The organism is Geotalea toluenoxydans JCM 15764, assembly GCF_001311985.1.
GTDB classification, from domain to species: Bacteria; Desulfobacterota; Desulfuromonadia; order Geobacterales; family Geobacteraceae; genus Geotalea; species Geotalea toluenoxydans.
In genome coordinates, this window is record NZ_BBCJ01000011.1 from 83486 (window position 1) to 100719 (window position 17234).

At 51.7% G+C, this 17234-nt stretch carries 11 protein-coding genes and 4 pseudogenes; 8 read left to right on the plus strand and 7 right to left on the minus strand.

Going from position 1 to position 17234, the window contains the following annotated elements; all coding sequences use genetic code 11:
- Positions 1-12: 12 nt before the first annotated feature.
- Both JCM15764_RS09015 and JCM15764_RS09020 read right to left on the minus strand, forming a co-directional pair.
- Positions 13-456, minus strand: a complete 444-nt coding sequence (locus JCM15764_RS09015; RefSeq protein ID WP_054694878.1) for a (Fe-S)-binding protein — start codon at positions 454-456, stop codon at positions 13-15.
- 194 nt (positions 457-650) lie between these two features.
- Positions 651-2071 (minus strand): annotated as a pseudogene (locus JCM15764_RS09020) (sigma-54-dependent transcriptional regulator).
- Between the two features lie 114 nt (positions 2072-2185).
- Here JCM15764_RS09020 and JCM15764_RS09025 point away from each other — a divergent pair.
- The 3 genes and pseudogenes from JCM15764_RS09025 to JCM15764_RS09035 all read left to right on the plus strand — a co-directional run bounded on the left by JCM15764_RS09025 (position 2186) and on the right by JCM15764_RS09035 (position 4835).
- The gene (locus JCM15764_RS09025) at positions 2186-3457 is read left to right on the plus strand and encodes an NfeD family protein (protein WP_243688642.1); all 1272 of its coding nucleotides are present in this window, start codon (positions 2186-2188) and stop codon (positions 3455-3457) included.
- 49 nt (positions 3458-3506) lie between these two features.
- Positions 3507-4281: pseudogene (locus tag JCM15764_RS09030) on the plus strand (slipin family protein).
- 38 nt (positions 4282-4319) lie between these two features.
- The gene (locus JCM15764_RS09035; RefSeq protein WP_054694884.1) at positions 4320-4835 is read left to right on the plus strand and encodes a ferritin; all 516 of its coding nucleotides are present in this window, start codon (positions 4320-4322) and stop codon (positions 4833-4835) included.
- Positions 4836-4951: 116 nt separating this feature from the next.
- On the opposite strand, the gene JCM15764_RS09040 is transcribed toward JCM15764_RS09035, so the two are convergent.
- Positions 4952-5974 carry a peptidylprolyl isomerase gene (locus JCM15764_RS09040; protein ID WP_054694888.1) on the minus strand — a complete coding sequence of 341 codons (1023 nt, stop codon included), beginning with the start codon at positions 5972-5974 and terminating at the stop codon, positions 4952-4954.
- A gap of 262 nt (positions 5975-6236) precedes the next feature.
- Between JCM15764_RS09040 and JCM15764_RS28075 the strand changes: the two are divergent.
- A pseudogene (locus JCM15764_RS28075) lies at positions 6237-9680 on the plus strand (pyruvate carboxylase).
- 54 nt (positions 9681-9734) lie between these two features.
- On the opposite strand, the gene JCM15764_RS09050 reads toward JCM15764_RS28075, so the two are convergent.
- Both JCM15764_RS09050 and ptsP read right to left on the minus strand, forming a co-directional pair.
- Positions 9735-10310, minus strand: coding sequence for a LemA family protein (locus JCM15764_RS09050; protein WP_054694891.1), 576 nt, complete (start codon positions 10308-10310; stop codon positions 9735-9737).
- A 208-nt stretch (positions 10311-10518) separates the two neighbouring features.
- Positions 10519-12859: pseudogene (ptsP, locus tag JCM15764_RS09055) on the minus strand (phosphoenolpyruvate--protein phosphotransferase).
- 182 nt (positions 12860-13041) lie between these two features.
- Here ptsP and JCM15764_RS09060 point away from each other — a divergent pair.
- The 3 genes from JCM15764_RS09060 to JCM15764_RS09065 all read left to right on the plus strand — a co-directional run bounded on the left by JCM15764_RS09060 (position 13042) and on the right by JCM15764_RS09065 (position 14286).
- Positions 13042-13647 (plus strand): tetratricopeptide repeat protein, encoded by a 606-nt coding sequence (locus JCM15764_RS09060; protein ID WP_279384345.1) that lies wholly within the window; start codon positions 13042-13044, stop codon positions 13645-13647.
- Positions 13548-13835, plus strand: a complete 288-nt coding sequence (locus JCM15764_RS26375; protein WP_279384347.1) for a tetratricopeptide repeat protein — start codon at positions 13548-13550, stop codon at positions 13833-13835. The genes JCM15764_RS09060 and JCM15764_RS26375 overlap by 100 nt, the downstream gene beginning before the upstream one ends.
- A 103-nt stretch (positions 13836-13938) precedes the next feature.
- On the plus strand, positions 13939-14286 hold the full coding sequence (locus JCM15764_RS09065; RefSeq protein ID WP_012648561.1) for a YtxH domain-containing protein: 348 nt from the start codon (positions 13939-13941) through the stop codon (positions 14284-14286).
- A gap of 7 nt (positions 14287-14293) precedes the next feature.
- Here the strand turns inward: JCM15764_RS09065 and JCM15764_RS09070 are convergent, their stop codons facing one another.
- Together JCM15764_RS09070 and JCM15764_RS22570 are read right to left on the minus strand one after the other, a co-directional pair.
- Positions 14294-14758 (minus strand): DUF3047 domain-containing protein, encoded by a 465-nt coding sequence (locus JCM15764_RS09070; protein WP_243688653.1) that lies wholly within the window; start codon positions 14756-14758, stop codon positions 14294-14296.
- On the minus strand, positions 14649-14960 hold the full coding sequence (locus tag JCM15764_RS22570) for a hypothetical protein (protein ID WP_243688654.1): 312 nt from the start codon (positions 14958-14960) through the stop codon (positions 14649-14651). The genes JCM15764_RS09070 and JCM15764_RS22570 overlap by 110 nt, the downstream gene beginning before the upstream one ends.
- A gap of 108 nt (positions 14961-15068) precedes the next feature.
- On the opposite strand from JCM15764_RS22570, the gene JCM15764_RS09075 reads away from it, so the two are divergent.
- Positions 15069-17186, plus strand: a complete 2118-nt coding sequence (locus JCM15764_RS09075) for a thioredoxin domain-containing protein (RefSeq protein WP_054694894.1) — start codon at positions 15069-15071, stop codon at positions 17184-17186.
- Positions 17187-17234: the final 48 nt, after the last annotated feature.

The window sequence follows — 17234 nt, forward strand, 5'->3', positions numbered from 1 at the left end:
GAAGTCTGTTAGTTAAGCCTTTCTTTTTCGCCCACTGAAAAAATCCGGTTCTGTAACCGTTGGGAACTGCCGCGCAGGATTAGTACGGGTGACTTTCCGGAGCAACGTGCTCATGGCTTTATTTTTGGTTAACGCCTTGGATAGTCGTGGAAATGTGCAGCATAAGCGGGCCAACCGTGGCACATCGATCATCAGCCGGGTTGAGATGGGAGTGCCTTCCTTCTGCACGTAACCATTCTTGGCCTTGACCAGATCCTCGGGCACCCTGGGGCACGGACAGAGGCCGCAGAGGGTACATAGTTCAACTAGCTCTCGTAGTTCCGCCTCGGTAACCGGTATCTCCTCTTCCTTTTCCCGATCAGAGAGACGATAAAGTTCAGGAAAGAATACACAGTCCTTCTCCATAAGCGTGCGGCAGGTGTCGCAGTCAGCGCACAACTCAATAACTTCACGCACTACTTTCTGCGGACTTTTACGTGATGAATCTACCAAATTCGATCCTTAACGACTATTTCTGCTTATTGTTGAGGTTTAAGTCCCGCGAGTAGTTCACACACCAATGTGTGCTGAGTTTGGTAAGAACTTCGTTGTCTCTGCAAAAGGGGCAGGTGATTTTGGGGTAAGAACTTTGTCTGGTAGGAACTGGTTGTTTAGGTAAAAATTTTGTTGTCTCCGCACAGTAGTAGCAGATGTTTACCCTCCATCCCCAGTCTCTTCATCTTTTCCACCAGGGTGGTACGGTTCAGCTTGAGCATGGCCGCTGCCCTCGCCTTTACCCCCTTGGCCAGGACCAGGGCATCGCTGATCATCTTTCTTTCGATGTCATTCACAGTTTTCGCCATATCGACACCGTCCTCGGTAACCTTGGTGGACGCTCTTTCCTGCTCTCCATAGGCTCTGGCGATATTCGGCGGCAGATCGTTCAGGGAGATGTGGTCCCCTTCCGTGAGTGCAACGATCCGTTCGATGACATTTTCCAGTTCCCGCACATTTCCCGGCCACTGATAAAATTCAAGGGCTTCGTATGCTTCCTTGTCGATGCTCATGGCCGGGCGTTTCATTTCCCGGCAATTCTTCTCCAGAAAGTGTCTGACAAGCAGGAAAATGTCCTCGGTCCTTTCTCGCAAGGGGGGAATGTTTATGGGGATGACATTCAACCGGTAATAGAGATCTTCACGAAATGTGCCCCGTTTTACTTCCTGCTCCAAATCCACATTGGTTGCGGAAATGACCCTGGCATCCAGCTTGATGGGCTTGTTGGAGCCTACCTTTTCCACTTCCTGCTCCTGCAAAACCCGCAGCAGTTTGGTTTGCAGGTGCATGGGCAGGGTGCCTATTTCATCGAGAAATATAGTTCCATGATTTGCCGCTTCGAACTTGCCGACCTTGTCCTTGATGGCGCCGGTGAACGAGCCTCTGGTATGGCCGAAGAGCTCGCTCTCCAGCAGGTTTTCCGGGATTGCCGAACAATTGATGGCGATGAAGGCTTATCCCGTCGGGCTCCATTGAAATGGACGGCTTTGGCTACAAGTTCCTTGCCGGTACCCGATTCGCCGAGGATAAGAACGGTCGAATCGGTCTTGATGATTTTTTTCATCCTGGAAAAAACCTGCTGCATCGCTTCGGAACTGCCGATGATGTTGGCAAATTCGTACCTGTCCCGCAGTTGTTCTTTCAGGTAGACGTTTTCGTTGACGAGCCGGTTCTTCTCCACTGCTTTATCGATGATGATACGGAGTTCATCGATGTTGAGTGGCTTGGTGATGTAGTCGTAAGCCCCTTCCTTCATGGCCTTGACAGCGGTCTCGGCCGAGGCGTGGCCGGTAATGAGGATGACTTCCGTGTGGGGGGATGTATCTTTTATTTTTTTCAGGATATCGATGCCGCTGATGTCGGGAAGGAACAAATCGGTGATGACGATATCAAAACGCTCGTTCATCATGAGCTTCAGGCCTTCGGTGCCGGAACCGCTCCCCTTTATGGTGAAGCTGTTTCCTTGCAGCAGGAGTAAAAGCGCCTCGCGGCTCGGCCTTTCGTCTTCTATGAGCAGGATTTTCACGCGTTCTTTCATCGGAAGGCTCCCAGATTGTGAAAAACTAACATGTTACCGTCAAATTGGCAAGGCGGGATTTGACGCCGGCAGGTCACAAAGTATACTGTTCCTGATATGAATATGGGAGTGTCAATGCTTCGTTTACTGTTCTTCTGTCTGTTTCTCTTCATCTGTTGTCCCCCTGCCGGGGCCACTGGAGCTGTGGTACGCAAAATTTCCATTAGTGGTCCGATAACCCCGGTCGTTGCCGGTTATTTGCAGCGGAATTTGCAGGAGGCGGAAGCAGGCCGCGAAAATCTTGTGCTGATTACCATGGATACTCCAGGCGGACTTGATTCTGCCATGCGCGACAGCGTCAAGCTGATCATGTCAAGCACCATTCCGGTAGTCGTTTACGTGGCTCCCAGTGGTGCTCGCGCAGCTTCCGCCGGCGCGGTGATTGCCCTTGCCGCCGATATTTGTGCCATGGCCCCAGGCACCAATATCGGAGCTGCCCATCCCGTTACCATGGGTGAAAAGCCTGACAAGGTCATGATGGATAAGGTTGTGAATGACGCGGAAGCATACCTGGAGGGTATTGCCGCAAAGCGGGGGAAGAATGTCAAACTTGCAGGGCAGATGGTTCGGGAAAGTCTCTCTTTGTCGGCCGATAAAGCTCTGGATGGGAAAATAATCGACATGATCTCCGCCGATCAGGCACAACTTTTGGCTGAACTCCATGGTCTGAGCCTGATCAGGGATGGCAAAAAGCTGGTCATTGAAACGGCCGGCGCTGAAGTCCGGGGACATGAGATGGTTGCCAAGGAAAGAATCCTCAATGTCATCAGTAATCCCAATGTTGCATACGTCCTCATGATGCTCGGCTTTCTCGGCATATTTTTCGAGCTTTCCAATCCGGGCGTCATGCTCCCCGGCATTGTCGGCGGCATTTCTCTTATCCTTGCTTTTTTTGCTTTACAGGCCTTGCCTGTTAATTATGCAGGAGTACTCCTGCTGTTACTGGCCCTGGTGCTGTTCATCGCAGAGATAAAGATCATTTCCCACGGCATGCTGACAGTGGGAGGGGTGATATGTCTGGTTCTGGGCTCTCTTTTCCTTTTCGAAAGCTCTGAACCGTATCTTCGCGTCTCCTGGAGCGTCATTACTGTCACCGTTCTGGCAACCACCGTCTTTTTCGTTTCTGCGGTTGCACTTTCCATTAAGGCCCACCGGAAAAAACCGCTCACCGGTATCGCGGGGCTGATTGGCGAAAGGGGGACGGCAGAGACCGACCTTAACCATGAAGGAAAGGTATTTGTCCATGGGGAATACTGGCAGGCCTCCAGTGACAGCCCTGTCAGGAAAGGGGAGGAGGTTGCCGTGGTGGCGGTGGAGGGCATGCGATTAAAGGTTAAGAAGGCATAAGGCATGCCTGAAGAATAGCTGGGTACTACACATTAAAGGAGCTTTGGACATGTTTGATATTTTCGATTACATACCATTTATTTTCGTGATTGTGCTGCTCATCATGTTTGCCGCCAGCGCCATCAGAGTTCTTCCCGAGTACGAGCGCGGTGTGCTGTTTCGCCTGGGACGTTTTGCGGGGTGCGGGGGCCGGGCCTTTTCTTCATCATTCCCGGCATTGACAAACTAGTGCGGGTATCTCTGCGAACAGTGGCTTTTGACGTGCTCCGCAAGATGTCATAACCCATGATAACGTCACGGTCAAGGTTTCGGCTGTTATTTATTTTCGGGTGGTCGCTCCGGAAAAGGCCATTATCGACGTGGAAAATTATTTGTACGCCACCAGCCAGTTATCACAGACGACGCTGCGCAGCGTGCTGGGCCAGGTGGAACTGGATGAACTGCTGGCAAACCGGGAAAAAATAAACAAGCAGTTGCAGGAAATCCTGGACCGCCATACCGACCCGTGGGGAGTGAAGGTGGCCAATGTGGAGGTCAAGAATATCGACCTGCCCCAGGAAATGCTGCGGGCGATAGCTAAACAGGCTGAGGCGGAAAGGGAGCGAAGGGCCAAGATAATCCATGCCGAGGGTGAACTGCAGGCCTCCGAAAAGCTGGCTGGCGCGGCCAAGGTGCTTGCGGCTGACCCAATGTCCCTGCAACTGCGCTACTTGCAGACTTTAACGGACATAGCGGCAGAGAAAAATTCCACTACCATTTTCCCGGTGCCCATAGACCTGATAAGCGTATTTCTTGATAAAATAGGGAACAGGCCAAAATCTTAATATGCGATTGCAGGATTTATAACTGGAGGAGAACATTTATGCTGAACAAAAAAATGTATGCCGCATTGAACAAGCACATGAACATCGAATTATACTCCGCCTACCTCTACCTCTCCATGTCTTCCCATGCCAATTCCATCGGCCTCAAAGGGGCTGCAAACTGGTTCATGGTCCAATACCAGGAAGAGATGGTTCATTTCATGAAGTTCTATAACTACATCAATAGCCAGGGGGCATCTATCGGCCTTTCCGCCATGTCTGCTCCTCCAGGCCAGTATAAATCCCTGCTCGATATGTTCGAACAGACCCTGAAGCATGAGCAGTTCATTACCCGGTGCATTAACGATCTGACCGATCTGGCCCTGAAGGAAAAGGATCATGCCTCCCACATTTTTCTGCAGTGGTTTGTCACCGAACAGATCGAAGAAGAGGAAAATGACCGGGATCTTATCGGCAAACTGAGACTGATAGGGGACAACGGCCATGGGCTGCTCATGCTGGACGGGGAAATGGCAGCTCGGGTCTTCGTTCCGCCTCCGGCAACTGCTGCCTGAGGAGGCTATGAATCAATAAAAAAAGCCCGCAGCTGCGGGCTTTTGGCTTTGACTAATCCCCCTCAATCCTCCTATGAATAGGGGGGATTGAGAGGGGTAGCAGGGGGGTAGGACCCCTAGAATTTTTCAGTCTTGGCCTTGCTTTTCAACTCTTCAAGATAGTCACTGACACCCTTCTGAATCTTCTGGCTTTTCAGATAATCGGCGATCTTGGTCTTGACATCGTCAAATTTCACCATGCCGGCTTCCTTCTTTTCCGCCAGCTTGATGATGTGATAGCCGAACTGGGTTTCCACCACGTCGCTGACTTCACCCGGTTTAAGGGCAAAAGCGGCGTTTTCGAACGGCGCGACCATCTGCCCTTTGGGGAAGGTGCCCAGGTCTCCACCCTGCTTGCTGCTGGGGCATGTGGATTCTGCTTTTGCCAGGGTGGCAAAATCTTCTCCAGCCTTGATCTTTTTCAGAATGCCTTCGGCCTTTTCCCTGGCCTTTTTCTTGTCTTCTTCGCCGGCCTTGGCGTCAACTCCGATGAGTATATGGCTGGCTCTGACGCTTTCGTCCTGTTTGAATTTTTCGGTATTCTCATCATAGAATTTCTTGGCGTCGGCTTCAGTCACATTGATGTTGGAGATGATGTTCTTCTCAATGAAGGCAGTGATAACAATATCCTTGCGGGTGAACTCCTTGAGATCCTTCTCGGACATTTCCACCGATTTAAGCGCCTTGTCGAATTCCTCTGCGCTGGGGAACTTTGAGCGATTCTGCCCGATTTTCTCCTCTATCTGTTTGTCGATATCCTTAATCTCGGTTTTCTGACCTGCCTGATACATCAATTCCGCAGAGATCAACTGGTCAAGTGCAGCTTCCTCGGCCTGTTTCTGCTGCTCAGGGGGAAGAGACTGTGGAAGCCTGTTCTGGGCGACGAGCACCTTTACCGCCCGGTCCAGCTCTTTGCGAGTTATGATGGTGCCGTTAATTTTTGCCACGGGGTCGGAAGGAGAAGCTTTTATTGCCATTTCCTTGGTTTCCTTCTGCTCGGCAGGTGCCGCCTTTTTTTGCGTCTCTACACCAAGTGCTGGCATCGACTGGAGTGCAAAAACAGCAAGCGCTGCAACTAAAGATATTTTTTTTGCCGACATCTTTATCTCTCCTTTGGAAATTTTTGCAGAAATATACCATTAAAGAAGAGTTTGGTAAATATGCATCTTTAGAAAAATTAAACCCTTTACATAATATAACAGATGTTTACTATTGACAATAAAATGTGATTCTGGTTTTATTGTTACTTCGTTTGGTGTAAGCTAAATATCTAAAAAGACTAAAGAATTTTAGTAACAATAAATATTTATCTATAGTTTATTTGTTTTATTTTCGGTAAAATAGTTAAGTCTGGAGGCATTAATGGCACAACGCAAATTCAGAAAGATTATGGCTGCTAACCGCGGTGAGATAGCATCAGGATATTTCGCGCCTGCACCGAGCTGGGTATTGGCACTGTAGCGATCTATTCAGAAGAAGACAAGCTGTCTCTACACCGATACAAGGCTGACGAGGCATATTTGATCGGTAAAGGCAAGAGTCCCATAGACGCCTACCTGGGTATAGATGAAATACTTGCCCTCGCTCTGAAAAGGGATGTGGATGCTATTCATCCCGGTTACGGTTTCCTCTCCGAAAATGCGGAGTTTGCGGAGAAATGCGAAGCTGCAGGAATTACCTTTATCGGTCCCACTGCTGAAATGCAGCGGCGGCTGGGAGACAAGGTAGCTGCCCGCAAGGTTGCCATGGAGGCCGGCGTACCCGTAGTTCCCGGTACCGAAGAGCCTGTGGAGCACGAAGAGGATGCCCTTATCTTCGCCAAGAACTATGGCTATCCCATCATTATCAAGGCGGCTGCCGGTGGTGGTGGCCGGGGGATGCGGGTGGCAAACAACCGCAAGGAGCTCATTGAAGGGCTAGCCGCTGCCCGCAGTGAAGCACAGGCTTCCTTCGGCAATCCTGCCGTCTTCCTGGAGCGTTACCTGGAAAATCCCAAACACATCGAGGTTCAGGTTCTCGGTGACAGCCATGGCAATCTGGTTCATTTCTTCGAGAGGGATTGTTCAATCCAGCGTCGCCATCAAAAGGTGGTGGAATTTGCTCCATCCCTTTGCATTACTCCCGAGATGCGTGAGGAGTTATGCAGCGCAGCCCTGAAAATTGCCGGCCATGTGGGGTACCGGAATGCAGGAACGGTGGAGTTCCTGCTGGACCAGGAGGGAAACTTCTATTTCATCGAGATGAACCCGCGCATCCAGGTGGAACACACCGTCACTGAAATGATCACCGGCCGCAACCTGGTGCAGACCCAGATCCTGGTGGCCGAAGGCAAGCCCCTGTCCGACCCGGAAATCAATATTCCCAACCAGGCTGCCGTCAAGATGTGGGGATATGCCTTGCAGTGCAGGATTACTACGGAAGATCCCGCCAACAATTTCGCCCCCGATTTCGGCATTCTCAAGGCCTACCGCTCGTCTGCGGGCTTCGGCGTGCGCCTTGACGCCGGCAATGCCTTTACCGGTGCACAGATCACCCCCCATTACGACTCGCTGCTGGTCAAGGTCAGCGCCTGGGGGCTTACCTTCGATGAAGCTGCCCGCATCATGCACCGTTCCCTGCAGGAATTTCGTATCCGGGGAGTCAAGACCAATATCTCTTTCCTGGAGAATGTCGTTACCCATCCGGTTTTCCTCAACGGCAAATGCGACACCTCGTTCATCGAAAAGCATCCCGAGCTGCTGCAATTGCGGGAAAAGAAAGACCGAGCCACCAAGGTGCTCAATTTTATCGGCGATGTCATTGTCAACGGCTCCCCGGGCATCATCAAGCCGCTGAAATCTTCGGAGCTCCTGGAGGCAACGGTTCCGGATGTGGATTTCACCAAGTCCCGGCCTGCCGCACCCGCGACATATTCATGGAGAAGGGGCTGATGGCCTGGCCAAGTGGATACTGGAGCAGAAGAAGGTCCTCATTACCGACACCACCATGCGCGATGCCCATCAATCACTGCTGGCCACAAGGGTAAGGACCTATGACTTGTTGAAAATTGCCGAGCCCACCTCCCATCTGGCTGCCGATCTCTTCTCTCTTGAGATGTGGGGGGGGGCTACCTTTGACGTTTCCATGCGTTTCCTCAAGGAATGCCCATGGCAGAGACTGCACAAACTGTCGGAAGCCATTCCCAACGTGCTTTTCCAGATGTTGCTCAGGGGGTCCAATGCCGTCGGCTATACCAACTATGCCGATAATGTGGTGGAGCGCTTTGTCGAGGAAGCAGCCCATTCAGGCATAGACATCTTCCGCGTTTTCGACTCCCTCAACTGGACCACCGGCATGAAAGTGGCCATGGAGGCGGTGCGCAAGCAGGGAAAAATCTGCGAAGCTGCCATCTGCTACACCGGTGACATCAATGACCCCAAAAGGGACAAATATCCGCTGGAATATTACGTGGGCATGGCTAAAGAGCTGGAGAAGATGGGCGCCCATATCCTTGCCATCAAGGACATGGCAGGTCTTCTCAAGCCGCTGGCTGCTTCCCGGCTGATCAAAGCCCTTAAATCGGAGGTCGGCATACCGATACACCTCCATACCCATGATACCTCTGGCAACGGTGGCGCAATGCTCCTCATGGCCTGCCAGGCAGGCGTCGACATCGTGGATGCCGCACTTTCCTCCATCTCCGGACTGACCTCACAACCCAATCTCAATGCCCTGGTGGCTGCCCTGAAAGGGAGTGAGTGGGATACGGGCCTCAATGAGGAAAATCTGCAGAAGCTTGCCAATTATTGGGAAACGGTGCGGGATTATTATGCCCCCTTTGAATCTGGATTGAAAAGTGGCACTGCCGAGGTTTATCACCACGAGATACCGGGGGGGCAATATTCAAATTATAAACCCCAGGTGGCCGGCTTGGGGCTGCTCGACCGCTGGGAAGAGTGCAAGGAGATGTACCACCGGGTGAATCTGCTCTTCGGCGATATCGTCAAGGTTACACCGTCGTCGAAAGTAGTCGGGGACATGGCCATGTTCCTGGTCAAAAACAACATGGATGTTGATGATGTCTATATCAAGGGGGACGATCTTACCTTCCCCGAGTCGGTGGTGGGAATGTTCAAGGGGATGATCGGTCAGCCATACCAGGGCTTTCCCCGGGAATTGCAGCGCATCATCCTTAAGGGAGAAGAACCGATCACCTGCAGGCCGGGCGAATTGATCGAGCCGGCTGACTTTGACGAGGAGCGGCTAAAGGCTGAGGCAAAAGTGGGCCGTCCGGTTGACGATAAAGGGCTCATATCGTACATTCTTTATCCCCACGTTTTTCCCGAGTTCGACAAGCATCGTCAGGAGTACTCGGATACTTCAGTCATCCCCACGCCGATCTTTTTCTATGGACTTGAGCCCGGACAGGAAACCGCAATTGATATCGAGCCCGGCAAGACCCTCATCATCAAACTCAATGCCATCGGCCGTGTCCACCCGGACGGCACTCGCCATATCTTCTTTGAACTGAACGGCGATGCTCGCCAGGTTATAGTGCGCGATCAGACGGCAATAACCGATGAAGTCAGCAGGGAAAAGGCCGATAAAGGGAACAGCCTGCACATTGGGGCGCCTATGCCGGGCAAGGTTCTGAAGGTCAACGTCAAACCCGGCGATGGGGTTTCTGCTGGTGATGTCCTTATGGTGACCGAGGCCATGAAGATGGAGACCAATGTCAAGGCCAAGGAAGACGGCAAAATAGCTCAGGTTAAATTCAAGGAAGGGGACAAGATAGAGAAGGATGACCTGCTGATTGTTCTGGCATAAAAAAAGAAGGGCGGCTAACTTGGCTAACCAGCCGCCCTTTCCACTTCAGCCCGCCTACGAGTCCAGCCTGCCAAGCAGTTTTACATCCTCTCCCGCGACGAACGGTTCCTTATCCCTGTATCTCAATAACAAAGCATTGGTCATTGAGTGGGGAAAACTTCTCTTGCTGATATTAAAATCGTGGCTGGCGAAGTTGTAATCGGCTATAGCTTCATTCAATCGACATTCTGCCTTTTCCATTCGTTTTTGTATGGCAAGGTAGCTGTCATCCTGCAAAAGGGAAGGCTGACTACTGGAGAAAATATGTAGCTGGGTCAGTGTCTCAGACAGCTCTGTCTGGACCTGACGGAATTTCAGCAATCTTTCTGAGGTTTCCGGCGGGGTTAATGGACATCCCTCGCGGGCAGCCTTTTTTACGGCCTTTTCTGCCTGTTGCACAACGTCGTTTTGCGGTGAAATGTGCCTTTGCAAAGCTTCGATATAGACAGCAGCAAGCTCGACTCGCTGGCGACACGAGAAGCCAAGATCATTCCAGGCTCTGTTGGTTTGCTCCTCTTTTGCCTTAAGATTGTTGTATCCGCACGCCGAAATCAGCAAAAGTGCCACCAAACCGATCAATACCTTTTCCATGGCTGTTCCTCCGCCACCAGACATATTGATATTAATATGACTTATTAATATATCCTTAATCTGCATAATTTATTCCACATGCAAACTAATGTCCTCAGGCATTGGCGCCAGCACCAACGATCATTGATCAGCTTTCTTTGTTCAGGTAAAACGCGTAATAGGGATGTGATAACACTGAGATGTTTTTAATCTGAAGGGTGTGTTGCGGCTACAGCTTCAAGGCAGCTTTGGCTTTGGCCAGGTATTCACGAATGTCGGCGCTGCTTTCCATTTGCAGTGCTGCTGCTGAGATTTCTCTGGCTTCTGCGTGGTAATTTTCAATATCGCCTGTTTTATCAGGGGGATGTACGGAGCTGTCAGGCTGAAGTCAGATATCCCCATCCCGAGAAGGAGGATGGCGTTGATGGGGTCTGCAGCCATTTCTCCGCAGATTGAGACTTTTTTCCCTGCAGCCCCTGCCACGTCGCCACACGCTTTATGGAGTGCAGTATGGCCGGATGGTAGGGATCGTAGTATTGTTTTACCTTTGGGTTATTGCGGTCGGCAGCCAGGGTATACTGGATAAGGTCATTGGTGCCGATGCTGAAGAAATCCACCTCCCGAATGAGCAGGTGGGATATCTGGACTGCAGCCGGTATTTCAACCATCACTCCGAGTGGAATGGCTGGGTTAAATGGTTTCTTGTCTGCCGCGAGCTCATCTTTTACTTCTTCAAAGATCCGTTTCACGGTCCTGATTTCCTCGACACTGGAAATCATGGGGAACATTACCGTGATTTTGCCGTGAACGGATGCCATGAGAATTGCAGCCAGTTGTTCACGGAAAATGTCCTGTTCTTCGAGGGATACCCTGATGGAACGCCAGCCCATGAAGGGATTGTCTTCTTTGGGAAAGGGAAAATAGGAGAGCCCCTTATCACCGCCGATATCCAGCGTGCGAATGGTTACCGGGTGACAGGGAAAGCCTTCGACTATTTTACGGTAAAGGTTGTACTGCTCCATTCTGTTGGGAAAAGTCTTGCGGGTCATATAGGGAAATTCGGTACGATACAGCCCGACCCCTTCGGCCCCACTCGCCTGGGCAACCTTCACATCATTGAGCAGGCCGATGTTGGCCCGAAGGAAGACACGGCTGCCGTCGACGGTTTCAGCCGGCAGATCGCGCAGCCCTTCCAGTTCCCGCTGTTTCAGGCTGAAGTCCCTCTGCAGCCTTTCGTATTCCTCCTTTATCCTTTGATCGGGATTGATGTAGAGATGGCCGGAAGTGCCGTCGACGATTACCTCGTTGCGGGGCGAAATCTGCTTCATCAACCCGTCAATGCCGACGACGGCAGGAATGCCGAGAGATTTTGCCATGATGGCCGCATGGGATCCGGCATTCCCTCTCTCCGTCACTATGCCGAGCACTTTTTCATGATCCATGGTTGCCATATCCGAAGGGAGAATGTCGTCGGCAACAATGATTCTTTTTTCGCGGAATTTTTTTCTGGAGCTGCTGTTGCCGTTGAGGGCACCGAGCAGCCGCCGGCCGATGTCTTCCATATCCGCTGAACGCTCGCGCAGATAGGGATCCTCCATCTTGGCAAAGGCGTTGACGTAGTAGTCGACCACTTCCCTTATGGCTTGTCCGGCACTGTATCCATTATCGATGGAATCGGTGATCTTGGTTATGAAGCCACGGTCCTCCAGAAACATAAGGTGGCTGTGAAATATCGCGGCGTCTTCCTTGGACATGACCTCGGCAACACGCTTCTCCATGTATAATGTCTGGATTTTCGCTTTTTCCAGGGCAATCTGGAACCGTTTCCGTTCTTCCGGGCGGGAGGCGGCGTGCTCCATGTCGATGCCGTCGTTTTCGTTCCGGCTGAAAATATAGATCTTACCCCAGGCAAAGCCTGGCGAAACCGGGGTACCGATCAGGGAAGACAGTTTTCGCTTTTTCTCCTGTTCGGGGTGAAACCTTCCTTTGATTTCACCTGCCTTCATTTTTTCCAGTTCGCTGGCGAAGAAAGCCCGTTCCTTTTCCTTTTGGTGAATGGAGTCCAGGAGCTTTGCGTTTATGACTATGCTGCTGATCTGATAGGCAATGGTGGAAATAGTGCTTATTTCGGCAGGGGTAAAGACACGGGCCTCGCGAGTCTGGACAACCAGTACGCCAACGGGAGTTTTGCGCTCGAATAACGGCACACCAAGGAAAGAAAGGAACTTTTCTTCCCTCGTTTCACGGAAATATTTGTATCGGGGGTGAAGGGGGGCATTATCGGTGGCAATTATGCTGCGATCCTCAACAGCCAGGCCGGTAAGACCCTCTGAGGTCTTCATGGTGATTTTGCCTACCGAACCACGGGACAGACCTTTGGTAGCCTTGAGTCGCAGGGTTTCTCCGTCATCTTCCAGAAGATAGATGGAACAGACGTCCGAACCGACCCGTTTGGCAACAAGGTTGACGATGTTGTCCAGGGTCTCCTGCAGATCATGGGAATGGAGGATCAGGCCGCTGATATCTTCCAGCGTGCGCAGTCCCAGAGTTTCGTGGCGCTCGTCGCCCATAATGGCAGCCTTTGCTCAAAAATATTCTAATTATAGAGCAGTTAATGGAAAAGGAAAGGGTAAACTTTAATGGGTTGGCATATGGTTGCTGTAGCAATCATTGGAAGTTTTTGATATAGTTTCCACCCGGAAGCCATACATGGCTTTCCTGAGACTGAAACTGACACAGACTGGAGGAATAAATGACGACAAATTTCGATGAGCGGCTGGCTCAGGGCATTTCCTTACTGGAAGCTGGAGAATACGGAAAAGCCTCGGTGGAATTCAAAGCATGCACGGAGGTCGAACCGGATAACGCCGAGGGCTATTTTTATCTTGGCGAGGCACTTGCCGAAACCGGAAAACAGGCAGAGGCCATAGAATCGATTAAAGCAGGGTTGAAGCGCGCACCGGAAGATATGGAGGCGTGGACCTCACTGGGTGATATCCTCTTCGAGAGCGGGCAGCATAAAGACGCGATTGCTGCTTACAAAAAAGTAATAGAACTGCGTCCAGCGGAGGCTGATGGTTACGTGAGCCTGGGGCTCGTTTATAACAGCCTGGAACGGGCAGATGATGCGCTGCAGGTCTTTAACAAGGCGCTGGAGTTAGATCCGCACAATGTGTTTGCTCTGAATGCCCTTGGCGACCTTTATTATGGCCTTGGCAAAAATGACCAGGCAATTGAAGCTACCGCAAAGGGATTGCCCTGGACCCCAACGATGCCGCAGCACGTTTCAACCTGGGAGACCTGTTTTATGATCTGGGTGATCTGGAATCAGCTGAAAAGGAGACCCTGGAAGCGGTGAGGCTTGATCCCAATTTCACCATGTCTTATCTCACCCTTGGCAATATCTGCATTGACCAGGAGCGTCTCGCCGAAGCAATCCAATACTTTGAGCTTTACCTGAAGAAGGAGAAATCGCCCCAGGCGGCGGAAATGATCGCCGAGGTGAAAGCCGTTGTTGAAGGGCTGAAAGAAGAGATGCGCCATTGACCCCATAACCCTTCATCATCCTGTTATATATTTAATCGAGCTGTGGGATTTTGCCCGAAGCACGGTATAATACATTTTGAGAAAATTACGGGGAGGCGTGCACATGGAAGAGAGGAACAACGACGTACTGGTTGGGGCGCTGCTGCTTATGGCAGGGGGAATTATCGGGGCGGGGGCGGCTCTTCTCTTTGCTCCCCAGTCCGGCAAGAGGACCCGACGCGATCTGGTGCGCTGTGTGAAAAAGGCCCGGCAGAAAGCGGAAGGGGTAGTGCATGAATTCTCCGCCCATGTCTCGGACATTGTGGAAACGGTCGGTGACAAGGCTGAAGAGATCCTTGACAAGGCACCCGACATGGCACACCAGACAAAGAAAGAGCTTCTGAAGGTTATCGAAGAGGGACAACACCGCCTGGAGAAACAGCGGAGCCGTCTGGCAAAGATAATCGGATAAAGCAGCCTCAGGGGCGCACGTTTTCCTGTGCGCCCTGCAACTTCCCATCGAAAAAGATATCTCCGTAATAGGCGGTCGCTTCATCCTGGGTGTCGTCGGTGTCGGTCATTATGGCTACCCCTCCCAAAAGCGGCGGCTCCTCGCCGAAAACCTTCCTGTAGTCTTCATAGATATTCCGTTCTTCAGTGACCCATTTATTTATGTTCTCATCCCCGGATTCAACGGCAATAATTACTGAGTTCGAGGTGTAGGGGCTCCGTGCATGGGAATCCTTGGCCATTTTAGATGCCCAGACATAGTTGATGGCCCGCATCCGCCAGAAGAAGGTACGTGGAAAAACCACATAGACTCGAGCTGCGAAATCATCCCCTTTTTTCTTTCTGATATCTTCCTTCTTCAAGGTGTGGTCGACTTTCCACGACCAGCGTAAAACAGGAAATTTTCTTGCATCGATGGAAACCTTCTTTACCAGCGGAGCCGGCCTTGACACTATGGGCCATGAGTACGCTTTTGCCTTCGTCCTTTGTCAGTGAGTATTCGGTTTTTCCCCGAAAAGATTTCTCGGTCCACTCTCCCAGATCCTCGGCGCTGAACTTGCCGACAACTAGTTCTGTTGCCAGCGATGGTACGGCAGCAACTATCGACAGCAGGAAGGCAAAGAGAAGTACAGGCATTGGTTTGGACTCCACAGATGTTTTGATCGACAACGGGGGTAACTGTATTGGGAGGTGGTACAATAATCTAAAAACCAAAAATCCGCAACTTTTGTCAATGGAGCTGATATGGCTGCGCATGGGGGATTTCACGACGAGAACGAAAATCTGCATAGACTTGCATCCTTGGATAAAAGTCGTATTCCGGCCGATGGCGGCGCGGATTTCAACCGGCTCATTTTTGCCCACAGCCCTTACCTGTTGCAACATGCGGAAAACCCGGTCGACTGGTTTCAGTGGGGAGAAGAAGCCTTTGCCAAGGCAAGGGCTGAAGATAAACCGATTTTTCTTTCCATAGGCTACGCCACCTGCCACTGGTGCCACGTCATGGCCCATGAATCTTTCGAAGATCGTGAGGTGGCCAAGACGCTGAACGATTCCTTTGTGGCCATCAAGGTAGACCGGGAGGAAAGGCCGGATATAGACGACCAGTTTATGGCGGTGGCACAGATGATATCAGGCAGCGGCGGCTGGCCCCTCAATGTTCTCCTGACACCGGATAAAAAACCCTTCTTTGCCGCCACGTATCTGCCGAAGGAAAGGCGGATGGGGATGCCCGGTATCATTGATCTGCTGGCGAGGATTTCACAGTTTTGGCAGAGGGAACGGGATAAGGTGGAGGAAAGCTGCAGAACCATAATGGCATCACTTGAGCGGCTGAGTTGGACTGAACCAGCCTATGCAGGTGGAGAACTTGAAGAGGCAGCCTTCAATCAGCTGGCTGCCATGTATGACGGTGATTGGGGAGGATTTGGCCAGGCGCCGAAATTTCCCATGCCCCACTATATTTCTTTCCTTCTCCGCTGCTGGAAGGCTGGCCGACCTGAGGCGCTGCAGATGGCCGAACATACGCTGACCAGAATGCGGCAGGGAGGCATCTATGACCAGCTGGGATTCGGCATCCACAGATATTCGGTGGATCGGCAATGGCTGGTGCCCCACTTCGAGAAGATGCTTTATGATCAGGCCCTGGTAGCCATTGCCTTTGCCGAGGCTTTCCAGGCGACAGGCAAGAATTATTATCGCGAAGTGGTGCGGGAAATACTTAACTACTGCCTGGTGGAGATGACCGGCATCGATGGGGGATTTTGTTCCGCTCAGGATGCGGACACAGAGGGTCAAGAGGGAAAATTCTACCTCTGGGCCGCTGCCGAGGTTAAAGAAGTTCTGGGAGAAGAGGCTGCACGGCTATTTTGCCGGCTTTTCGACATAACGGAAAAAGGTAACTTCGAAGGCAAAAACATCCTTCATCTGCCGGCTTCCATTGCATCTTTCGCTGATCGTGAGGGGCTGATTGCCGAGTCATTCAAAGGTGACCTGATAAAATGGCGGGCGAAGCTGCTAACCGTTCGGCAAAAACGGATCCGGCCGCTCAGGGATGCCAAGGTGCTGACGGCATGGAATGGACTGTTGATAGCTGCCCTGGCCAAGGGATACGGGGTGACCGGGGATGAAACCTATTTGAGGGCCGCTGAAAGTGCGGTTACAATTATCCTGGAAAAGCTCCAGACCAGAGAAGGTCGTCTGTCAAGAAGCTATCACCTGGGGCAGGCGAAAATCCCTGCCTTTCTTGAGGATTACGCCTTTCTCGGCTGGGGATTGCTGGAGCTCTACCAGGTTTCTCTTCATCAGGAATACCTGTTCCAAGCACTGCGGCTGGCCAGGGATATAATCAGGCTTTTCTCCGCGCCGGGCGGAGGGTTTTACGACAGCGGCATGGACGCGGAGGAGGTCCTGATCAGGCAGAAGAACGCTTATGACGGGGCCATGCCTTCCGGCAATTCAATAGCCGCCATGAATCTGCTGCGCCTGGGGAAAATACTTAAGGATGATTCTTTGGAAACAGCGGGAGAACAGGGGGTGGGGGCATTTCTCGGCAACGCCCTGCAACAGCCCGCCGGCTACCTGCAACTCATAATGGCCCATGACTACCAGCACGCGGAAAAAATAGAGATAACACTGGCTGGGGCAAGGGAAGGGGCCGAGATCAGGGCGTTGCTTGCCGCCATAAACAGACATTTCATTCCGGGGCTGGTTCTAAGGCATGCCGAAGACGGTGATGCAGGGGCAGGGACAATGGAGGCGCCGGCAGTTGGCGCAGCAGCATATATATGCGCAAGTGGGGCCTGTCGGCCACCAGTAACAACTGCTGATGAGCTTGAGAGCCTTCTGGTCGAGCTGGAGTGATTCTCTGCCATTTTCAGCATAAAAAAAGCCCCGACCGTTTCCGATCGG